Source organism: Roseomonas sp. 18066, assembly GCF_902706185.1.
In the GTDB taxonomy this organism is placed as follows: Bacteria; Pseudomonadota; Alphaproteobacteria; order Acetobacterales; family Acetobacteraceae; genus Pseudoroseomonas.
The window spans coordinates 1-17542 of the sequence record NZ_CACSJM010000075.1 but is presented as its reverse complement, the minus strand read 5'-3'; the positions used below and the strand labels follow the sequence as shown (position 1 = coordinate 17542).

The 17542-nt window shown below is 73.0% G+C and carries 12 protein-coding genes; 2 read left to right on the top strand and 10 right to left on the bottom strand.

Going from position 1 to position 17542, the window contains the following annotated elements:
- Nucleotides 1-2: 2 nt before the first annotated feature.
- Genes GVN67_RS16060 through GVN67_RS16045 form a run of 4 tightly spaced genes read right to left on the bottom strand, consistent with a single transcriptional unit; the run spans nt 3 to nt 6054 of the window.
- Entirely contained in the window at nt 3-977 is a 975-nt protein-coding gene (locus tag GVN67_RS16060; protein WP_159997736.1) for an asparaginase, read from the bottom strand.
- 19 nt (nt 978-996) lie between these two features.
- Nucleotides 997-2247, bottom strand: coding sequence for a glycosyltransferase (locus GVN67_RS16055; RefSeq protein ID WP_159997734.1), 1251 nt, complete (start codon nt 2245-2247; stop codon nt 997-999).
- Complete coding sequence (locus GVN67_RS16050; RefSeq protein WP_159997732.1) at nt 2244-3722, bottom strand: hypothetical protein; 1479 nt, start codon at nt 3720-3722, stop codon at nt 2244-2246. The genes GVN67_RS16055 and GVN67_RS16050 overlap by 4 nt, the downstream gene beginning before the upstream one ends.
- Nucleotides 3723-3735: 13 nt before the next feature.
- On the bottom strand, nt 3736-6054 hold the full coding sequence (locus tag GVN67_RS16045; RefSeq protein WP_159997730.1) for a glycosyltransferase family 4 protein: 2319 nt from the start codon (nt 6052-6054) through the stop codon (nt 3736-3738).
- A 134-nt stretch (nt 6055-6188) separates the two neighbouring features.
- Here GVN67_RS16045 and GVN67_RS16040 point away from each other — a divergent pair, with 134 nt between their 5' ends.
- Both GVN67_RS16040 and GVN67_RS16035 read left to right on the top strand, forming a co-directional pair.
- Entirely contained in the window at nt 6189-7214 is a 1026-nt protein-coding gene (locus GVN67_RS16040; RefSeq protein ID WP_159997728.1) for a glycosyltransferase family 4 protein, read from the top strand.
- A gap of 2 nt (nt 7215-7216) precedes the next feature.
- Nucleotides 7217-8335 carry a hypothetical protein gene (locus tag GVN67_RS16035; RefSeq protein WP_159997726.1) on the top strand — a complete coding sequence of 373 codons (1119 nt, stop codon included), beginning with the start codon at nt 7217-7219 and terminating at the stop codon, nt 8333-8335.
- Here the strand turns inward: GVN67_RS16035 and GVN67_RS16030 are convergent.
- From GVN67_RS16030 to GVN67_RS16005, 6 genes are all read right to left on the bottom strand, one after another.
- Entirely contained in the window at nt 8332-9078 is a 747-nt protein-coding gene (locus tag GVN67_RS16030) for a hypothetical protein (protein WP_159997724.1), read from the bottom strand. The genes GVN67_RS16035 and GVN67_RS16030 overlap by 4 nt on opposite strands.
- A 75-nt stretch (nt 9079-9153) precedes the next feature.
- On the bottom strand, nt 9154-11838 hold the full coding sequence (locus GVN67_RS16025) for a DUF6212 domain-containing protein (RefSeq protein WP_159997722.1): 2685 nt from the start codon (nt 11836-11838) through the stop codon (nt 9154-9156).
- Nucleotides 11835-14417 (bottom strand): glycosyltransferase, encoded by a 2583-nt coding sequence (locus GVN67_RS16020; RefSeq protein ID WP_159997720.1) that lies wholly within the window; start codon nt 14415-14417, stop codon nt 11835-11837. Before GVN67_RS16020 ends, GVN67_RS16025 begins: the two co-directional genes overlap by 4 nt.
- The gene (locus GVN67_RS16015) at nt 14414-15610 is read right to left on the bottom strand and encodes a glycosyltransferase family 4 protein (RefSeq protein ID WP_159997718.1); all 1197 of its coding nucleotides are present in this window, start codon (nt 15608-15610) and stop codon (nt 14414-14416) included. Before GVN67_RS16015 ends, GVN67_RS16020 begins: the two co-directional genes overlap by 4 nt.
- Before the next feature lie 5 nt (nt 15611-15615).
- Complete coding sequence (locus tag GVN67_RS16010) at nt 15616-16464, bottom strand: hypothetical protein (protein ID WP_159997716.1); 849 nt, start codon at nt 16462-16464, stop codon at nt 15616-15618.
- A 63-nt stretch (nt 16465-16527) separates the two neighbouring features.
- Nucleotides 16528-17460, bottom strand: coding sequence for a KpsF/GutQ family sugar-phosphate isomerase (locus tag GVN67_RS16005; protein ID WP_159997756.1), 933 nt, complete (start codon nt 17458-17460; stop codon nt 16528-16530).
- Between the last annotated feature and the right edge of the window lie 82 nt (nt 17461-17542).

The following is a 17542-nucleotide window of genomic DNA, read 5'->3' as shown; positions in this document are numbered from 1 at the left end:
CCTCAGAACACCGCCCGCATCCGCCCCACCTCGATGCCGTTCCAGTTGGTCATCACCGGGGCGGCGAGGGCCGCGACCTCGGCGGGCGTGTCGGGCAGCAGGCGGGCGAGCAGGGCCGCCATGGCGACCTCGGCGGCGCGGGTGGCGCCGTCGGCGCATTTCAGCGCCACCCCCAGCCCCTGCTCGTGCAGGATGGCGCAGAAGACGCCCTCGGCGCCGACCTTGGTGAAGGCGCGCGCCCCCAGCGCCGTCATCACCGCCGTGTCGAAGCGGCCGGTGCCGGCGACCATGAAAGGATGCGCCGCGACCGCGGCGCGCAAGCGCGCGGCGGCCTTGGCCATGCCAGGAGACAAGCCTTCGCCGGTGCCAAGACGGGAAAAACCCTGGGCGAGCGAGGCCAGCGGCAGGGCATAGGTCGGGATCGAGCAGCCATCGATGCCGTGGCTGCCAACGGGCAGGGCGACGCCGGTCACCGCCTCCAGCGCCTGCTTCACCGCGCGCTGCACGGCGTGCTCCGGCTGGATATAGCCGCGCGGCGCGACATCGAGGCCGCAGGCCAGGCACAGGAAGCCCGAATGCTTGCCGGAGCAGTTGTTGTGCAGGGCGCTGGGGGCCGCGGCCTCGCAGGCCAGGCTGCGGGCGGCGTCCGGCAGGCTGGGCCAATGTGCGCCGCATTCCAGGGCCCTGGCGTCGAGGCCAAGACGCGACAGGGTGCGGGCGGCGACGGCCGCATGGCGCGCCTCGCCATTGTGCGAGGCGCAGGCCAGGGCCAGCGCCTCGTCATCCAGGCGGAAGCGGTCGGCGGCGCCGCTCTCGACCAGCGGCAGCGCCTGGATCACCTTCACCGCCGAGCGCGGGAAGATCGCCGCCGCCACGTCGCCGGATGCCAGCGCCAGCGCGCCGCGGGCGTCGCTGACGGCGAAGGTGATGTCGTGGCGGGATTCGACCCGCCCGCCGCGCGTGACCTCGACCTGCATTTTTTTGTTCCCTTGTTCTCTAGCTGGCGATGGGGTGCCCGGCGCCGAAGACCGCGTCGAGCGCGTGCAGGAAGTCGTGCCGGTCGATGACGTCGCGCACGCTGCCCGAGAGGCGCGCATGGGTCTCGGGGCGCGCGGCCTCGGCCAGCACGCGGGCCAGGTCGGTGGCCGAGGCGCGGCGGAAATGCAGCCCGTCGACGCCGTCCAGCACCTTCTCCGCCATGCCGCCGATATCGGAGGCGATCAGCGGCGTGCCTGTGCGCCGCGCCTCCTGGATGACGACGGGCGAATTCTCCCACCAGATCGAGGGGATGACGACCCAGCCCACGCTGCCCATCAGCGCCACCACCTCGGAGGGATCGTAGCGTCCGGCGAAGCTGATGCTCTTTCCCGTCTCGTCCAGCAGGGTGCGGAAATCGGGGAAGTCGCGCAGCATGTCGGCGCGCTCGGCGCCGAAGACGGTCAGCGTCGCCGTGGGGATTTCCTTCAGCGCCAGGCTGAAGCCGCGCACCAGGATGTCGAGGCCCTTGAACGGCGTCGGCTGGCCGAAGAAGCCGAAGCGCTGCGCCATGCCGGGCGCCGGCGGCGGGCGGCGCGGCGCGGCCAGCAGCGCGTCGCCCAGATAGTTCTCCAGCACCGAGCCCGCGGTGCCGGCCAGGCCCCATGCCTCGTAGCGGCCGCGGATGAAGGCCGAGGGGTAGAAGCGGTGGTGGAAGCGGCGCAGCACCGCCAGCAGCGCCGCCTTGCGCAGCACCAGCCCGGGGATGGTTTTCTCGGGAAAGCAGCCGAGGCAGCGCAGCGGCGATTCCCGGTCGCAGAGCTCGCGCCCCTGGGTGCGGATCATCTGGCCGTGGTTGACGCAGATGGCCAGCATCTCGTGCAGGGTGATGGCGAAGCGCGCATCCGGCCGCGCCTCCATCAGCGCCGCGATCAGGTCGATGCCGACGCGCCAGTAGTGGTGGAAATGATAGGCGGTGACAGGCAGCGCCGCGAGGAAGCGCACCAGCGCGTCGCGCTTGAACGGGTCCGACCACCACAGCCGGTCCGGCTCCATGCCGCCGAAATCATACAGGAACTCGTCGTCGGCATAGGGGGTGACGCGGTCGATCGGCTGGCGCGCGGCATAGCCGGTATTGACCGCCGAGGCCGCGACCAGGATGGCGCGCTGCCCGGCGCTGCGCAGCGTCTGCACCTGGCGATAGGCGGCCACCTCGCCGCCGCCCTTGGAGACGTCGGGGTGGGAATGGGCGATGACGCAGATCGCGCTCATGCCTCGGCGCTTTCCGGCGCGGGCAGCGACCAGAGGCCTTCGAGATGCGCGTTGATCAGCTGCCCCGCCAGCGGCCGGCACCAGGGCTGGGCCGGCGGCTGCCACAGCGAGGCCGGGTCGCGGCGCCAGCGCAGCAGCCGCGCCAGGCTGTCGGCCAGATCCACCTGGCAGCCGGCGGCGTCATGCAGCGCCTGCAGCAGCGCGAGCTCGGCGGGCTGCAGCCGCATGGCGAAGAGCATGTCCAGCGCGCCGTCGATCACCGCCTGGCCGAGACGCTGCGGATCGAGCGGCACCACCGGCGCGCCGAGGGCGATGGCCTCGGCCAGCGCCGGGCCGGCCAGCCGTGTCGCGCGGGTCGGCAGGCGGCCGCGGCGGGAAAACACCTGGGCAGCCGCCTCGGACTGGGTGCCGACCAGGATCAGGCGGTCGCAGCTTTGCTCCAGGCGCGCGGCCAGCACCTCGAGCAGCGGCACGACCGCCGGCTCGTCGCAGCCGGTCAGGATGGCCAGCAGCGGGCCTGTGGCGGGGGTGGAGACCTGTCGGGCCAGGGCGTCGAGGCGCGGCTTCAGCGCCGCCGCGCGGCGTGCCAGCAGCGGCTGCAGCCAGTGCGTGGCGTGGTCGCTGTCGGTCTCGGGCAGGGCAGCGATGGCATCGAGAAAGGCGGGCAGCGGCGTGAAGGACGGGCGGCAGCGCAGCCATCTTTTCTCGTCGTCGAAGCGGATTTCCACGACCAGCTCCAGCGCCAGCAGCCGCGGCAGGAGGTCCGCGGGGAGGCGGGCATAGAGGCAGGCGGTCGCGGCGAGCTGGGGAAGGACGCTGTCCTCGAGCGGGACGAAGACGATCTCGTCGCCGCCATCGGGGGCGGCGAGGCGGGCCAGGGCCACCGCCTCGAGCGCCAGCCCCTGCCGCGGGCGGCCGGCGAAGCGCAGGCCGAGCATCACCTCGCCGCCGCTGGTCGCAGCCGTCCCGGCGTGCAGCAGCAGGCCGTCCGGCTGCGGGTCGGGCAGGGCGTCGAGCCAGCCGGCGAAGGCGCCATGGTCGCGATAGCCATGGGTCAGCAGCGGCCATCGCGCCGGATCGTCGCGGGCGGCTTTCAGCAGCTCGAAGCAGAAGCCGGCCGGCTGGTCGCGGAAGGCCTTCGACAGGTCGCGGTTGATGCCGGCATCCAGCAGGTTGACGCGGGCCGACAGCCCGCCGCCTGCGACGGTCAGCACCAGCGCCGCGCCCTCTGGGACATGGTCGAGCAGCAGGAAGAACCCTTGGACCTGGGTGGCCTCGGGCTGCAGCAGGGTGATGTCGGGGCGCGGCACGGCGAGCTGGCGCGTCGGCGTCAGCGGCTGGTCGCCGGCCAGCACCCGCAGCTGCGGCGGCGCGCCGCGCGGCGTCAGCATCCAGCCGCAGAGAAGAAAACGGCGCGGCGCCAGCCGGGCGAAGCCGTCGACCGACAGCTGCAGCCGCTCCGAGAAATAGATCACGGCCGCGGCCGCGTCAGGCCGCGCGGCGCGGCAGGGCGCTGGCCGCCCGGCCGAGATCGGCGATCGCCTGCAACGCGCGGCGCGACACGGCGCGGCCGAATTGCCGGCGGCCGAAGCCGAAGGCGGCCTCGGCGCAGCGGGCGCGGGCATCCGGGTCCTCGATCAGCGCCAGCAGGTGGCCGACGAATTCCGAGCGGCTGCGCGCCAGGCGATAGGCGGTGCCGGCGCCGCCCTCGATGCCGAAGACGGCTTCCTCGGTCAGCACCGAGGGGATGCCGCGGGCGAGGTATTCCACCGTCTTGATCTTCAGCCCGCCGCCGTAATAGACCGGGTTGATGCCGATATCGGCCTGGTCGAGGAAGCCGGCCAGGTCGGCGACCGGCCCGTGCAGCACGATGTTGCGCGGGGCCGTGGCGAGGTCCCGCAGGCTGTCGCAGACGCCGCCGGCGACATGCAGCGCGACATCGCCGCGCGTCTCGAAGCAGGGCCAGACCTGGTCGACGAACCAGCGCAGCCCGTCGCGATTCATCGGGCTGTCGCCGCCGACGAAGGCGACGCGGCGCGCTGTTCGCGACGCGTCGATGCGCGGCCCGGGCGGCATGCTGTGCGGCAGGTAGAGCGACTTGCCGGGCAGGCTGCGTTCCAGGAAGCGGTGCTCGCTGGCCTGGATGGCGAGCAGCAGGTCGAAGCCGTCGAGGATCTTCAGCTCCTCCGGCACATCGATGCGGATATGGTGCTCCAGCCCGAAATGCGCGAAGTTCTGTGCCCGCAGCGACATCACGTCATGCGTGTCGAGCACCTTGGTGGCCGGGAAGCCGCGCGCATGGCGCAGGTAGCTCAGGCGGATATATTCGACGATGCCGATGGCGTAGCTGTTCTCCTCCAGATGCGCTTCCAGCGCGGCGAAAAGCTGGCGGGAGAACTGCTTGCGCTCGAAGGGCTCCAGCAGCGATTTCGTCTCGATCCAGGCGGGGACGGCGCTGGCCACGGCCTCCGGGTGGTCGTCGAGGGAGAAGATCCGGCCGCGGCCGCCGAGCAGGCGCTGGGCGGCGGCGCGGTCCTCGGCATCCATGCGGCGCAGCGAGAAAAGATCGGTGTCGAAGATCGGCCGGCCGACGCGCAGCATCTCGGCGATGCGGGCGTGGTTGCCGAGGCTTTCCTCCCAGAAGGGAATATCGGTGACCAGCAGCGCGCGCGGGCGGCGCAGCGCATGGTCCAGCGTGTGGCGGTCGCGCAGCAGCGCGGCCTGGCGCGCCACCTCGCCGGCATAGCGGGCGAAGAGCGCCTGGCTGGCGGCGGCGACCTCGGCGCGATAGGCGGCATCCGTCGCGTGACGCTGCAGCAGCGGGGCGAGGGCCGCGGCGCTGCCGCTGCTGTGGAACGGCGCCTCGGGGTCGAGCCCCAAAAAGGCGTCGGCGGTGCCGATCACCGCGCGGCCATGCGCCAGGGCCTCGACCGTCTTGATCTTCAGCCCGGTGCCGCCCTGGTGCGGGTTCACGGCGAGATCGATGCCGGCATAGAAGCTTTCGAGGTCGTCCACCTCGCCCAGCGCGGTCAGCGGCGGCGTGCCGGCGGGCACGGCGCGCGCCGCACCGCCGGCGATGCGCCAGTCGACGCCGGCGGCGGCCAGCGCCGGCAGGTCGGTCGCCGCCAGCAGCGCGGTCAGCGCCGCCTGGTTGATCGGATTGGCGCTGCCGACATAGCCGATCACCGGCGGCGTGTCGGTGCCGCGGGCGGGCAGGGGGGTGACCTGCGGCACATGGCCCAGGGTGACGACCAGGGCGCGGGTGCGCTCCTCCAGCTCCTCCCGCTCGGCATCCTGGATGGCCAGCACCAGGTCGGCGCGGTCGAGGCCGCGGCCTTCCTCCTCGGGCGTCGTGTAGAAGAAGGACGGCTCCAGGCCGATGGCGCGCAGCCGGCGGTCGCGATGGGCGAAGACGTCGTGGGTGTCGATGACCTTCAGCGTGCCGGCGGGGAAAAGCTCCAGCGCCCGGCTGAGGAAAACATATTCGACGAGGACCAGGTGGTAGATCTCCTCCTGGGCGAGGCCGGCGATGGCAGCCTCCAGCCCGGGCGGGAACCAGTCGTCGATGCCGAAGACATTGCCCTTGCTGCGGCGTTCCTGGGCGCGGTTGTAGGGCAGCACGGTCAGCCGGTCCCAGGCGGCGCGCATGGCGGCCAGGTCCGGCTCGCCCACCGCCTCGCGCGCGACGAAGCAGAAATGCACCTCGTGCCCCAGGCCCTTCAGCCGCTGCAGCAGCGCCTGGATGCGCTGGCGGTTGCCGGCATTGGCGGGGTGGCTCGGGGTGGGCGAGATGACCAGGCAGCGCATCGAGGGACCCTTGGGGCACAGGCGGCTCCATGCTAGCAGACCCGCCGCCGCTGTCCCAGCCGGGGGGTGGATGCCGGCGCCCTGGCGGGCCATACTGGCGGCCCTTTCCCCGAGCCCGAGGCTGCCCGCCGCCCATGCGTATCGCCCTGATCATGAGCCATGCCGACCGTGCCATGGGCGGCGCGACGCGCGAGCTGCATTTCCTGCGCACGCTGCGTGAGCAGGGCGCCGAGGTCGCGGCCTTCCGCATCCATCCCGGCGCCGATATCGAGGAGGAGGAGTATCTCGATGGCGCGGTGACGGCGACCTTCCTGCCGGAGGACCTGCCGGCGGAAGCGGTGCCGCACCGCAAGGTCTCCACCGCGCTGGTCGAGGCGCTGCGCGACTACGCCGCGGATATCGTGATCTTCAAGGGGCTGAACTACGCCATCAACGCCTTCGTCGCCGAGCGCATGCCGGCGCAGCGTTATGGCTTCATCGTCGGCGGCGCGGTGACCGACAAGGTGCTGCCCGGCGCGCGCTTCGTCTTCGGCGAATATGACGAGCAGCTGTCGACCCACTTCGCCGGCTTCCTCGGCGATGGGCGCGGCTTCGTGCTGCCGAAATACATCGACCTGGAGCTGTCGCGGCCGCCGCGGCCGCCGGTGATCGACTACGACATCGCCAATGTCGGCAATTTCTACGAGAAGCGGAAGAACCAGCAGGCGCTGCTGCCGCTGGCCGGCGATTTCTCCCTGTTGCTGGCAGGCGGCGGGCGGCCGGACAAGGCGGTCTTCGGTGACGCCATCGCCTCGGGCAAGGTGCATTGCCCGGGGCGGCTGGACCATGCCGCGCTGTTCCCGCTGCTGCACCGCAGCCGGATCATGGTGCATACCTCCACCATGGACGGGCTGCCGCGCGCCATGGTCGAAGGCATGGCCTGCGGACTTCCGGTCGTGGCCTATCGCGACACGGTGCGCGGCGGGCTGACGCATGGGGTGCAGGGCTTCCTGGTGACGCCCGACGAGATGCAGGCGACGGCGCGCCGGCTGCTGGGCGATGCCGCGCTGCTGGAGACGATGGGGCGGGCCGCGCGCGCGCATGTCGAGGCGACGCATGGCGTGCCGGCGATCCAGGCCGCGGCGCGGCGGTTTCTCACCTTCCTGCGGCAGGATCGCTGACGATGCGCGTGGTCGAACACATCATCGTGACGGGCGACTTCCTGCGCCCGGTCGATCGCCAGTTCCGGCCGTCGCAGAACGAGAATATCCGCTGGTTCCACCGGCTGCTGCGTGGCCATCTGGCGCGCGCCAGCGGGCTGCCGGTGCAATGCCTGCATTGGGGCGAGGGGGTGAAGCCCGAGCCCTTCTTCGAGGCCTTCGAGGCGGAGCCTTCGGCGCTGGGCTGGGCCTCCTTCTACACCACCGACCGCGCGCCGGCCGCCGTGCTGGATGCGCTGGAGGCGCGCTTCGGCCGCAGCCTGGTGGTGGGCTTCGAGCTGGCGGAATGGTGCAAGCAGGCCTTCACCTGCCTCGGCATTCCCTTTGTCGACCTGAACATCCACCCGATCCGTTTTCTGCCGGATGTCTTCTTCGCAGCCCAGACCAACGATCCCGAGATCTTTGCCGCACTGCTGCAGCACCACAGCGACCCCGACAGCTTCTATGGCTGGGCCGACCTGCTGGCGGCGACCGCCATCAAGTTCGCGCCGGAGCTGGTGCTGGAATCGCCGGTGCTGCTGGTGGGGCAGACGCGGGTCGACCGCTCGCTGGTGCGGCACGGCGCGCTGCTCGATTTCACCGACTTCGCTGTCGAGGTCGAGAAGCTGCTGCTGCGCGAAGGCCGGCTGGCCTTCAAGCCGCATCCCTACAACCCCGGCGATTTCGGGCTGTTCACCGCCGGCGTGCCGTTCCGCCGGGTGCAGATGGTCAAGGCCAATGCCTATGCGCTGCTGGCGCATGAGGATCTGCAGGAGGTGGTCGGCGTCAGCTCCAGCCTGATCGCCGAGGCGCCCTATTTCGGCAAGCGCGCGACCTTTCTGCACCAGTCGCCCTTCGACCTGGCGGGCAGCCGGCAGCAGGCAGCGCAGCGCCAGCACCTCAGCCTGGTCGAGCGGGTCAACGACGCGGATTTCTGGCGCGACGTGCTGGCGCCGAAGATCGCGGTGACGGCGAAGGATGGCTGGCGCTTCCCGCTGCCGCCCAACAGCCTGCGCATCTCGCTGCGCAACTTCTGGGGCTACAACGAGCTCAGCACCGATTTCCCGGTGCAGCTCTACCAGTCAGGCAAGATCCATCCCTAGTCTGCGCGGGCGATCTCGACGCGCATGAAGCCCGGACCGAGGGCGCGGGTGTCGCCGCCGGTCGGCGCGGTGTAGCGCGGCATCACCAGCACCAGCGAGATCGGGCCGAGGGCAGCATCCTCGACCAGGTCGAATTCCGCCTGCAGCACCGGCTGGCCGCTGTCCGGGGGCGAGATCGGCTTCAGCGCGACCGGCGTCGCATTGATCACCAGGGTCGAGCGCTCGGTGTTCCAGCGGGCGCCGAAGGGCATGATCATGTGCAGCGTCAGCCGCAGCCGGCCGGCGCCGAGGCCCGGCAGCAGCAGCGTCGCGCAATCGCCGCTATGGCCGCTCCAGCGCCATTCGCGCTGGCCGTCGGATTCCGGCCCGTGCCAGCCGGCGCCTGCAAAGTTCTCGGCGCGGGGCGTCATCACCACGCTGTCGGGCAGCGGCGGCGCCTCGGCGCGGCGCGAGCCCGGGATATAGCTCAGCGGGTCGAGCTTGACCCAGTCCTCGCGGCTGCGGCGGGTGGCGGCGACCTCCTGCCGCAGGGTCTCCTGCGCCAGGCCGATGCGGGCGATCTCCTCCGCCAGGTGCCGGCCCAGCGCCTGCAGCGCGGGGTCGAGGCTGTCGAGCGTGGGGGCGAGGCGCGCCAGGATCGGCTCGGCGCGCAGCCGCAGCCCGGTCTCGGCCACCAGGGCGTCGGCACGGCGCAGCGCGGCCAGGTCGAGCGCCGCGGGCAGGGCAGGGGTATCAGCGGACAAGGCGGCGCTCCGTGCTGGAAGATCTGGCCGGGCCCGAGGTTACCACAGCCCCGTTTCCCGGCAATCCGAGCGGCCTTAGCCCGGCAGCAGCGCGGTCAGGCGGCGGGCGGCCTCCTGCCAGTCGGCGATGGTGGCGGCATCGAAGCCGGCGGCATGGCCGGCCTCGACCATCATCGCCGGCAGGGCGGCCAGCAGCGCGGTCAGCAGGGCGCGGTCGGCGGGGTCGTCCAAACTGGAATGGTAGTCGGCCAGATTGGCGGCGGCGAGCCGGGCGAAGGGACCGAACTTGTCCTCGCCGGTCGATTTCCACCGGGCGAAGGCGTGTGGCCAGCCCTGGCTCTGGCGGAATTCCAGGCTTTCACCGCGGCTGGTGCGGCCGAGCTTCAGCCGGACCAGCGGCCAGCGCGCGCCGCCGGCGGCCAGCTCCAGCAGGGTGACATCGAGGTGCCGGTAGTCGCCGGTGCCGGCGAAATGCTGGTTCAGCAGCAGCTTCTCCACCGTCGGCGGGGCGCCGGGCAGGGCGTCGCGATCGGCGGCCGGCTGCAGCCCGCCGGTCGCCGCGGGTAGCGGCTCGGGCGGCGGTGCGGCCACAGGTGCCGGCGGCGGCGCAGCGGGCGCTGCGGCAGGCGGAACAACCGGGGGCGTGACGGGCGGACGGTTCTCGATCACCGCCGGGTGCTGCGCCGCCGGCACGCCGCCCAGCCGCGTCGCGGCGTCGTCGCGGCTGGCGCCCGCTTCGGCCAGGCCGGCCAAGGCGCGGGCGGCCTCGAGCCAGCCCAGCATCTCCTCGGGCGGCAGGCCGGCGGCGCTGACCGCCTTGGCCGTGGCGCCGGGCATCAGCTGCAGCAGCGTGCGCAGCAGCAGGCGGTCGCGCGGCAGGGTCTCGGGCCGGGCCAGATAGCCCGGCAGCTCGGCCAGGCCGAGGCGGATGAAGGCGCCGAACTTGTCCTCGCCGGTCGGCAGCCACTGGGCGAAGACCTCGGGGTGGCCAGCGGCCTGGCGGAATTCCAGCTGCGGCCGGCCGCCCGAGATCGACAGCTTCAGCCGCACCCCTGGCCAGCGCTGCGCGCCGATGGCTAGGCTCATCACCGTCAGGTCCAGGTGGCGGTAATCGCTCTGGCCGCGCGGCGGGTAGTATTGGTTCAGCATCACCGCCTCCAGGCTGGCGATGGCGGGCAGGCTGGTGGTGGGTTCCGGCGTTTCCTCGACCACCGGCGCGACCGGGGGCGGGGGTGGCGGCGGCAGGCCGCGCGCGGGGCTGGCGGCGATGCGCAGCGCCAGCTGGTCGCTGTCCCCATCAGCGATAAATTCCAGCGCGGTCAGCTCGACGGCGCAGCCGGCCGGGGCCGCGCCGCCCTCGCGCGTGGCCAGGGCCACGACCAGCTGACTGTTCAGCCCGAGCGCCAGCGGCAGGGTCAGCGCCAGCTGCAGCGAGCCGTCGCCGGCGAAGCCGCGCCAGCCGGAGAAGCGGCCGGCGGCGTCGCGCGGCGCCAGGTCGGCGGGCGTCGCGATGCCCTGGTGGGATGGTAGTATCCAGGCGGCCAGGGCCAGATCGGCGGCAGCGCCCTGGCGCAGCGCGGCGGTCAGGCGCAGCACCGCCAGCCCGGCATTGTGCAGATGCGGCAGGTGCAGCACCGCCTGGCCCGGGCCGGTGGTGGGGGTGCGCAGCAGGGCGCGCGGCGCCTCGTCGCCCAGGCCCAGCAGGCTGACCGAGCCGGACAGCGCGCGCGCCAGCGGCCAGCCGGCCTCGGCCAGGGCATAGGGCAGGCCGGGCTCGGGCAGGGCCAGGCCGGGCTCGTCCCAGCGCCAATGCGCGGGCGCCGTGAAGCGGCTGCCGGGCTCGGCGGTCCAGGCGCGCAGCGCCAGGGCGCGGTCGGCCGGAGCGGGCGCGTCCTCGGCGCGGACGGCGCCAGCGGGGCGGGTCCAGCCGGCATCGAGCGACAGCGCCAGCCGGTCGGCGCCCTCGGCCTGCAGCGACAGCATCGCCGTCTCCGCCAGGGCCGGCAGCGGCGCCGGCAGGTCGAGCAGCAGCCAGCCCGGCGCCAGCCCGTCGAGCGGCACCAGCCAGGATCCCTGCACCCGGTCGCTCTCGGCGCCAATCAGGCGGATTCGCAGAAAACCCTGTCCCACGCTGGCAAGATGCAGGCCGATGCGGGTCAGCGCATCCAGCCGCAGCCCGAGCGGCTGGCGCAGCCGCAGCGCGCCGTCGCGGGCCGCCAGCGCCTCGGCGCCGGGCTCGGTGGACAGCGCCAGCCGCGGCGCCGCGGGCGGGCGATGCGCCAATTGCCGGGCCAGCGCGCCCAGCGCCGCGCGGGTTTCCTCATGGTCCTGGCGCAGCGCGACCTGGGCCTGCTGCAGCAGGCCGGCACGGTCGGTGGCCGCCGCCAGTTCAGCGACCAGCGCCTCGGCCAGGGCTGGCCAGGCCTCGATGGCGGAGGCGGCGGCGATCAGCCGGGGCGGTTCCTGGCCCAGCGCCTGCCACCAGCCGGCCCAGGCGGCCAGGCGGTCGGCGTCGCGGGCGATGACCGCCAGCAGGCCGGCCGGCGGCAGGTCGAGCGGCAGCAGGTTGTCGGGCGGCGTCGACGGCGCCGCGTCGCGCCTCAGCCAGACGGCGCTGCCGGGCAGCAGCGCGGCCCACCACAGCACCAGGCCGGTGCCGGCGAGGATCTCGGCCTGCGGCAGACCGGCAGGCAGGACGAGGGCCGGACCGCCGCCCGCCAGCGCCGCCAGGTCCGCCGGGGCCGCATGAAAAGAAATCATGCCGCGCGCCCTGCGTCGAGAAGTCGGATCCAGCCAGCCATGCTCTTCTCCCACGCCGTCGCCGCGCCGCGCGAGGCGGCCCGGGCGGCCAGCGCCCGGCACAATTCAGGATCGGCCGCCAGGGCCCGCAGACGATCGATGCAGCCGGCGACGACAGAATCCTCGTCGGCCGGCACCAGCAGGCCGTCGATGCCGTCCTCCACCGCCTCGGCCACGGCGCCGGTGTCGGTGGCGACCAGGATGCAGCCGAAGCGCTGCGCCTCCGGGATGGTCAGCGGCGCGCCCTCGAAGCGCGAGGGCAGCAGCACGACATCGGCCCAGGCATAGAGCGCGTCGAGCGCCGCCGCCCCTTCGGCCGCCGGCTCGATGGCGATGCCGGTGCCGGACAGGTCGGGCGGATCGGCATCCAGCACCGGATGGCCGACCACGCGCCAGGCGATCTTCCTGTCGGCGACACCGAGGATGATCGGGCGCAGGCGGTCGGGGCCCTTCTGGTAGTCCAGCCGGCCAAGGAACAGCACGCGCAGCGGCGCGTCCGGGTCGCGCGCCTGGCGGGCCGCGCGCGCGGCCTCGGCGCGCGCCGGGTCGGCGGCATAGGAGGCGGCGTTGGGCAGGACGAGGATTTTTTCGGACGGCACGCCCTGCGCCACGCACCAGTCGCGCAGCGCGCGCGACACCGACAGGAAGCCGTCATAGCCGGCCTCGTAGGCCAGCGCGGTCAGCGGATTGCCGACGGGGGCGCCATGCGGGCCGCGCTCGTTCAGATGCAGGCCGAGATAGGTGCGCACGCCTTGCCGCCGCAACTGGCCCATCAATCCATGGCCAGCCAGCGCATGGGTGTTGACCACGACATCCATCGCGGCGAGCAGGCCGAGCATGTCGGCGTTGCGCGCGGCTGTCGGCTCGGCGGCGATCGGCGCGCCGAAATAGCGCTGGCGCGGATCGGCGCGCTCGATGGCGGGCAGCGGGAAGAACTGCACCGTCGCGAAGACGTCGTCGAATTCAGCGGGGATCGCGGCGTGGTCGGTGCCGGTGAGAAACAGATGCGGCGTCCAGCCGTGGCGGCGCAGCACGGCGGCCTGGTTCAGCACCACCTTCTCGACGCCGCCGAAGGCGAAGACGGGCAGGACGAAGCCGATCTGCTTTCCCGGCTGCGCCGGGATCCAGGGCAGCACGGCGCCGCATCCGTTCAGCGCCTGGTGCAGGCCGGGGGTGCGCAGCCGGCTGGCGCGCCAGTCGTCGCGCCATTCGCCGAGCAGCGCCGAGCGCGCCGCCGCCGTCGCGCGCAGGGCGGCGACTTCTTCCGTCAGCCGCGCGAAGACGCCGGGGTCTTCTTGCAGCGCTGCATCGGCGAAGGGCAGGTCGACCTTCAGCGTCGGCGCCGGCGGCTTGGCCGATTCGGCGAAAGGCGCGGCCCAGTCGACGTTCTCTTCGCGCGCGGCGCGCAGCAGGCGGTCGCTGCGGGCGATGATCAGCTGGGCGCGCGGGGCATGCGGCACGGCGCCGGGCGGCAGGCGCAAGCCGCGGCGGCCTTGCGGCGCTGGCACCAAATCGACCAGCAGGAAGCCGAGCGCCGGCGTCGCCTGCAGGATCTGCTGCGCCTGCCAGAAGACATTGTGCAGCAGTCTTGCCCGCGTAAGCGCGGCGAGGCCGGCCTCGGTCGCGAAGGCCCAGAACGGGGGAAAAGCCTGGGCCGAGGGCGCCAGCGCCGCTTCCACCGCGCGGCGGCGCAGCGCCTCGGCCGGTTCCGGCGGGTGGCGCGGGGCCAGCGGGTCGGTCAGGCGCTGGGCCTGGTCGCTGCCGAGGCGGGTGAGGGCGAAGCGGGGCAGCTCCTCCGCCTCCAGCCGCTGCAGCCGGCGGGCGGCGAGCGTGTGGCGGGCGGTCAGCCGCATGCCGCCCAGGATGGCGGCGCGCGCCTTCTCGGCATGGGTCAGCATGCTTTCGGGGCGCTTCCGGTACAGGAAGCCGGCCTCGGGCAAATGGCGGCCGCGGAAGCCGGCATCGGCGGCGCGCAGCCAGAAATCCCAATCCTCGAAGCCCTCGCGTAGGCGCGGATCGAAGCGCAAGCCACGGTCGAAGACGCGGCGGGCGATCAGGCTGCCGGCATCGCAGAGATTCTCGTGCAGATGCAGGAAGGCCGAGTAGTCGCCGCCGAGGAAGTAGTTCTGCGGCAGGCCGAAGCTGTCGAGGTCGGGATAGACCCAGCCGATCTGCGGCGGCGCCGCGTCGAGGGCCGCCGCGGCGCGGGACAGGAAATGCGGGCGCAGCCGGTTGTCGGCATCCAGCATCAGCAGCGCGCGGCAGCCGGGCCAGGCGTTCAGCGCGAACTCGATGCCGGTGTTGCGCGCGGCCGGCAGCCCGCCATTCGGCCGGCGCAGCAGCAGCACGCGGCCGGGATGGCGGCGGGCATAGGTCAGCGCCGTCGCCGCCGTCTCCGGCAGCGGGCAGCCGTCATCGACCACCACGGCGGCGAAGCGCGGGGCATCCTGCTGCGCCAGCACGTCTTCCAGCGCCTCGGCCAGCAGGCCGGGCTGGCGGAAGACCGGGATGACGACAGCGATCTCGGGATCGGCGCTCATGCCGCCACTGCCATGCCAGGGAGGGTGCGCAGCAGGTCGCGGTAATGGCCGAGCATGGCGGCCTCGTCCTGGCGGCGGGCCAGGGCCGCGGCGGCGGCCAGGCGGGCCGGGGTCGGGCCGGATTGGCTGGCGGCGGTGACCAGGGCCTCGGCCATGGCCGCGACATCCTCGGCCTCGGCCAGGGCCGCGAAGTCGGTGGCGGCGTCGCCCAGGCATTCCAGCGCGGCGGGGCTGGCGACCACCGGGCAGCGGCGCCCGGCGGCTTCGAGGAAGACCAGCGGATAGCCCTCGAGGCGGGAGGGCAGCAGCAGCGCATCGGCGGCCAGCAGCAGTCGCCCCGGATCGGGCTGGTGGCCGAGCAGCCGCAGCGCCGAGCGGCCGCCGGGCAGCGCCGCCTGCAGCCGGGCCTCCAGCGGGCCGGTGCCGGCGGCGACCAGGGCGGCGCCGCCGCGGCGGAGGAAGGCCTGGGCGAGGTATGGTAGTAGTTCAGCGCCCTTGACGGGTTCCAGCCGGCCGAGGAACAGCGCGACCAGCCCGTCGGGCGGCAGGTCCAGGCTGGCGCGCAGCTCGGCGCGCAGCGCGCGGCGGCGGCCGGCATCGATGCCGGGAGGCAAGGGGACGCCGTTGGGCACCACCTGGACCCGGCCTGGCGGCAATCCGAAGGCCGTTTCCAGCCGGGTCGCGATGGGCGCGGAGACCGCGGCCCAGAGGCCGGGCAGGCGCTGCGCCGCCTCGCGGGCGGCGGCGTCGATGCCGGGGGGGGTCTCGGCGGGGGCCAGGTGGCCGATGACCAGGCTGGGCAGGCCGCGCTCGGCCAGCACCGCCTGCAGCCCGAGCCCGGCATTCGGCCAGGGCAGCGGCAGCAGCGCGGCGTCGACTGGTATGGCAGGCAGCATCGCCGCCAGCACCTGGCGCTGGCGGCGGATGTTTTCTTCGGGGGATTCGCCGGCGTCCCAGGCAATGCGGGCGCCGCGCAGGCAGCCAGCCAGCCGCGGCCCGGCATCGCGGGCCAGCGCCGGGTGGCGGTCGGGATCGGCCAGGATGGTGACCGCGACCCCGGCGGCGTCGAGCATGCGGGCCAGCGCCAGGGCATGCCGCTCCGTCCCGCCATGCGCGGCCGAGGGCAGCAGCAGCAGCAGCCGGCGCAGCCGTTGCGCGGCGAGCGGCGCCGGCTGGAACGCGGCCGCCGCCATCGGCATCAGCCCGCCGCCACCAGGCCGAGGGCGTGGCTGCGCTCGGGCGTGTCGGCCTTCTGGTCGAAGCGCTTGATGCCGAAAAGCTGCGGGTCCTGCAGCGCCTCGGCCATCTCCTCGATCGTCGCCTGCTGCTTCTCGTTCTTCGAGGTGGCGATCAGGTGGCGGGCGCGGGTGATCTTGTTGCGCTGGCTGTAATGTTCCAGGCAGGTGGCCAGCAGGTATTCCTCCTGCGGATAGACCACCGGCAGGCGCGTCATATCGGCCAGGCTCCAATGCGACAGCATCGGCGCGATCGCCTCGAAGAACAGCGCGCGGCGGAAGAAGCTGCCCTCGGCGCGGCATTTGTACAGCGAGCGGAAGCCGTTCTGCTGCATGAAGCCGGGCATCGCCGGGTCCTGCTTGATCGCCTCCAGCTGGTCGCTGCCCTCGCGCTCGAAGCTGAGCACGCCTTCCTCCAGCTTGCCGGGGATGCGCCAGGACTTGCCGAGCCCGGCATCGAACTGCCGGATATGCTGCGCCGCGCCACGGCGGATCATCAGGTCGGCGGAGGTGTGGAAATAGACATAGTCGAAGGCGACGCGGTCCTGCATGGCCTGCAGCACCGCCTGCAGATAGGCATGCAGGATCACCGCCCAGGCGGTGCGCACCGGCGGCGTGACGAAGCGCAGATTCTCGATCTTGGAAAAATCCACCCGGCGCTTGCGGGTGGCATAGGCGAAGCTGTCGGCGAAGTCGGCGTTGATGTTGACGTAGTGCATCACGTCGCCGTCGAAGGCCTGGTTGTAGTTCTGCAGCTGCTCGAACAGCCGGTCCGGATGCTGGTGCCAGACGGTGATGGCCAGGATGGTCATGACGGCGTGGCGTCCTCGCGGCTTTCGGGTCGGTCCGTGCCCAGCCTAGCGGCGGCGGTGGCGCTACGCCACGCCGGCGCGCAGCAGGTCGTGCATGTGCAGGATGCCGGCCGGCCGGCCATCCTCCAGCACGAAGAGGCTGGTGATGCGCAGGTCGTTCATCAGCCCCAGCGCCTCCAGCGCCAGCAGGTCGGGGCCGATGGTGCGCGGGCGGCGGCTCATCACCTCGGCCACCGGCCGGTCGACGAAGCCATGCTCGAAGGCGCGGCGGATGTCGCCGTCGGTGACCACGCCGACCAGCCGGCCCTCGGCATCGACCACCGAGGTGATGCCGAAGCGCTTGCCGGTCATCTCGACGATGGCCTCGGCCAGGCTGGCGCTTTGCGGCACCATCGGCACGCCGGTGCCGCCATGCATCAGCTCGCGCGCGCGGCGCAGCTGGGCGCCCAGCTTGCCGCCCGGATGGAACTTGCGGAAATCGACCGCGGTGAAGCCGCGCAGCGACAGCAGGGCGACCGCCAGCGCATCGCCCAGCGCCATCTGCATGGTGGTCGAGGTGGTCGGCGCCAGCCCGTTCGGGCAGGCCTCCGGCATCGCCGGCAGGATCAGCGGAATATCCGCCGCCATCCCCAGCGTGCCGCCGGCGCGCGAGGTGATGGCGATCAGCGTCACCCCGAAGCGGCGGCAATAGGCCACGATGTCGGACAGCTCCGGCGCCTCGCCCGACCAGGACAGCGCGACCACGACGTCGGCCGCCTGGATCATGCCCAGGTCGCCATGGCTGGCCTCGCCGGGATGGACGAAATAGGAGGGCGTGCCGGTCGAGGCCAGCGTCGCCGCGATCTTGCGCCCGACATGGCCGGACTTGCCCATGCCGGTCAGGATCACCCGGCCCTGGCTGGCGCGGATCACCGCGATCGCCTCGGCCAGCCGGCCGCCGAGCTCGCCATCCAGCGCCGCCTGCAGCGCGGCCAGGCCCTCGACCTCCAGCGTCAGGGTGCGGCGGGCGGCTGGCCGAGGCGATCGCGGTGATCCGCGCCAGCCAGGGCCGGGTGATCCTGACCGGCATGGGCAAGTC